Genomic DNA, 3,456 nt, shown 5'->3' with positions numbered 1-3,456 from the left:
TCGTCGTGCCAGCGCGACAGGGCCGGGCGGTTCTCGATGATGTCGCCGATGGCCCAGGCCATGCGCTTTTCGTCGACCGTGCGGGTGACGTCGTTGTCGGGGCACAGGATGTAGAAGTCGCCGGCCTCGATGCGGGCCAGCATGAAGTGCACCACCTGCTCGGGCGTCCAGGCCGCCTCGGGCTTGGGGCCTGGACCGCGCTTGGTCATGCCGGTGAAGGTGTAGCCGGGGATCAACAGGTGAGCGGTGACCTGGCAGTCTTCCGTCTGGCGCAGGGTGTGAGCCAGGCCCTCGGTCAGGGCCTTCACCGCCGACTTGCTGACATTATAGGCCGTGTCGCCGGGCGGCTGGGTGATGCCCTGCTTGGAGCCGGTATTGATGATCAGGCCGGGGCGACCCGACAGGGCCATGGCCTCGCCGATCACCTGCACGCCGTTGATAACGCCCCACAGATTGACGTCGAGAATGCGCTTCCAGGCGTCATCGCCGGCGAAGGCGTCGCCGCCGCCGCCGACCCCGGCATTGTTCATCAGCACGTCGATCGCGCCGAACTTTTCCAGGGCGACGGCCTTCAGGGCTTCAACGGCGTCGCGGTCAGCGACGTCGGTGGGCACGGCGAGCGCGCCGATGGCCTCGGCTTCCTGCTTCAGCTTGCGGCCAGTGACGTCGGCCATGACCACGTTGAGGCCGAACTCGCGGAAGATCTTGGCGGCGGCCAGGCCGATGCCGTCGGCGGCGCCGGTGATGACGGCCGTGTTTCCGGCGGCAAGCGCGGGGTGGAGGCTCATGCGGCGACTTTCTCCGGCAGCTTGCCGGCATAGTCCATGGTCACGGGGCCGGTCATGATCACGTGGCCGTCGGCCTCGCGCCATTCGATGACCAGGGAGCCGCTCTCGAATTCGACGGTGGCGACGCGATCGGTCAGGCCCCGGCGCACGGCGGCCACCTGGGCGGCGCAGGCCCCGGTGCCGCAGGCGGCGGTCAGGCCCGCGCCGCGTTCCCAGACCTTCAGATTGATGTGGTCCCGCGCCGCGACGTGGGCGAAGCCGACATTGACGCCCTGCGGAAACAGCGGGTGATGCTCGACCAGCGAGCCCGTGCCCTTGGCGAAAGCGTCGGTGACCGGCGCGTCGACGAAGAACACCACATGCGGATTGCCCATCGAGACGCACCCCGGCGTGTGGACCAGCGGCGCATCGATCGGACCGACCTGCAGCTCGATCCCGACGGTGTCCATCTCTTCGGCCAGGGGAATCTGGGTCCAGTCGAGGCCGGGCGGGCCCATGTCGACGGTCACCCGCTTGTCGCCAGCCATCTGGCCCGACAGCCGCCCGGCCACGGTGTCGAAGGCCACGCCGTTCTTGCCGGCCGACTGCATCAAAAGCCAGGCCACGCAGCGCGTGCCGTTGCCGCAGGCCCCGGCCACCTCGCCGTCGGCGTTCCAGAACCGCACATAGGCGGATGCGCCTTCGCTGCGCGGATCGATGGCGATCACCTGATCGCAGCCAATGCCGCCGTCACCCCGTTTGGCGATGGCGCGAATATCCTCCGGCGTCGGCTCAAAGGACTGGCTGGCGGTCTCGATCACGACGAAGTCGTTGCCGAGGCCGTTCATCTTGAGGAAGGTTCGGCTCATATGGGGGCTATATAGTGGAAAACCGTCGCCAAGTCAGAGCCCGGCGCGCGGCGCGATCATTTGACCCTCAGAGTGTGACCAGGAAGGCCGGCGCTTGAAGACCAACGACCACGAGCGTTTCCGCCTGCGGGCCCGGCTTCGGGCCCTTTATCACGGGTCATCACCCGTGGCCGTGCGGTTCCGCTATGCGATCATCATCGTCGATCTGCTGATCATCGCCTTCTTCATCGTGGCGCCGACCCTGCGCGAACATGGCCTGACCTTCTATGTGCTCGACTATGCGGTGGCGGCGTTCCTGGCATTGGACATGGCCGCCCGCGCCATCGCCCATGGCGATCTGAAGGCCTGGCTGAAGAAGCCGATCGTCTGGGTCGATCTGTTCGTGCTGGCCACCCTGCTCGCCCCCGCCTGGCTGCTGAACCTGGGCTTCCTTCGGGTGGTTCGCCTGTGGACCCTGATCCACAGCGAGTTCTTCTGGCGCACCGTGGGCCAGCGCTATGACAATACGCGGGTGGAGGAGATCGCCAAGGCGGCCGCCTCCCTGCTGACCTTCGTCTTCGTGATCACCGGTTTCGTCTATTCCAGCTTCGCCGGGCGCCATGACGGCGTGGCCGGCTATGTCGACGCCCTCTATTTCACGGTCACCAGCCTGACCACCACCGGCTATGGCGACGTCACCCTGCCCGGCGTCTGGGGCAAGCTGTTGTCGATCGCCACCATGCTGGGCGGGGTCTCTCTGTTCATCGGCCTGATTCAGTCGATCCTGCGGCCGCACAAGGTCATCCATCCCTGCCCGGACTGTGGACTGCGGCGGCACGATCCCGACGCCGTCCACTGCAAGGCCTGCGGCAAATTGCTGAACATCCCTGACGACGGGGTCTAATCCACCGACGGAAGCTCTAGCGCGGGTCGGTTTTTCCGATACCGTCCCGCTCCATGATCCTGTTTCGCACCTGTTCCGCCGGGGCCTTGGCCCTCGCCCTTCTGTCCCACGGCGCCGCGCTGGCGCAGGCGACAGATCCCCACCTGGCCCTGGAGGCGGTCGAAAGCCCCGACTCCCTGGCCTGGGTGAAGACCCAGAACGACAGGACCCTGCCGGTGCTGTCGGGCGATCCGCGCTTCGCGGGCCTGCAAACGGACGCCTTGAAGATCCTGTCGGCCAAGGACCGCATCGCCGCCCCCGACTTCATCGGCCAGGCGGTGTTCAACTTCTGGCAGGACGAGACCCATGTGCGCGGCGTCTGGCGGCGCGCCACCCTGGCCTCCTACAAGACGGCGACGCCGGACTGGGAGACGGTGCTGGATCTGGACGCCCTGGCCAAGGCCGAGGGTCAGAACTGGATCTGGAAGGGTGCCGACTGCCGACCCAAGACCCATGACCGCTGCCTGCTGAACCTGTCGGACGGCGGCAAGGACGCCGTGACGGTCCGCGAGTTCGACCTGACGACCAAGAGCTTCGTCGAGGGCGGCTTCAGCCTGCCCGAAGGCAAGCAGAACGCCGAGTGGCTGGACCCCGACACCCTGATCCTGACCCGCGACTGGGGTCCGGGCACGACGACCGACAGCGGCTACGGCATGGTCATCAAGCTGCTCAAGCGCGGTCAGGCTCTGACCGAGGCGGTTGAAGTGTTTAGGGGCGAAAAGAGCGACGTCTCGGCCCGTCCCAATGTGCTGCGCGACGCCGACGGCCACCGCGTGGTGCTGATCGAGCGCGCCACCGACTTCTTCCATACGGAGTATAATCTGTGGGACGGCGCCAAGGTCATTCCCCTGGCCATACCGCACAAAGCCAACGTGGTCGGCCTGCTGGAGGGTCGACT

The 3,456-nt window shown here is 66.8% G+C and carries 3 protein-coding genes and 1 pseudogene; 2 read left to right on the top strand and 2 right to left on the bottom strand.

The genetic code is table 11. The features are described 5' to 3' along the window. A partial coding sequence (locus CSW58_RS07525; RefSeq protein WP_201721605.1) for an SDR family NAD(P)-dependent oxidoreductase occupies positions 1-872 on the bottom strand: 872 nt, incomplete at its 3' end. Further along, complete coding sequence (gene dapF / locus CSW58_RS07520) at positions 785-1,636, bottom strand: diaminopimelate epimerase (protein ID WP_099446874.1); 852 nt, start codon at positions 1,634-1,636, stop codon at positions 785-787. The genes dapF and CSW58_RS07525, both read right to left, overlap by 88 nt. A 94-nt stretch (positions 1,637-1,730) precedes the next feature. Here dapF and CSW58_RS07515 point away from each other — a divergent pair, with 94 nt between their 5' ends. After that, a complete protein-coding gene (locus CSW58_RS07515) occupies positions 1,731-2,519 on the top strand; it encodes a potassium channel family protein (RefSeq protein WP_099446873.1) in 789 nt (262 codons plus the stop codon). Between the two features lie 53 nt (positions 2,520-2,572). Then, positions 2,573-3,456: pseudogene (locus CSW58_RS07510) on the top strand (prolyl oligopeptidase family protein); the annotation flags it as partial.

It is taken from the genome of Caulobacter sp. B11 (assembly GCF_002737765.1).
Classification (GTDB): Bacteria; Pseudomonadota; Alphaproteobacteria; order Caulobacterales; family Caulobacteraceae; genus Caulobacter.
The sequence above is the reverse complement of the archived record's forward strand: the minus strand, read 5'-3'. Positions and strand labels throughout refer to the sequence as shown.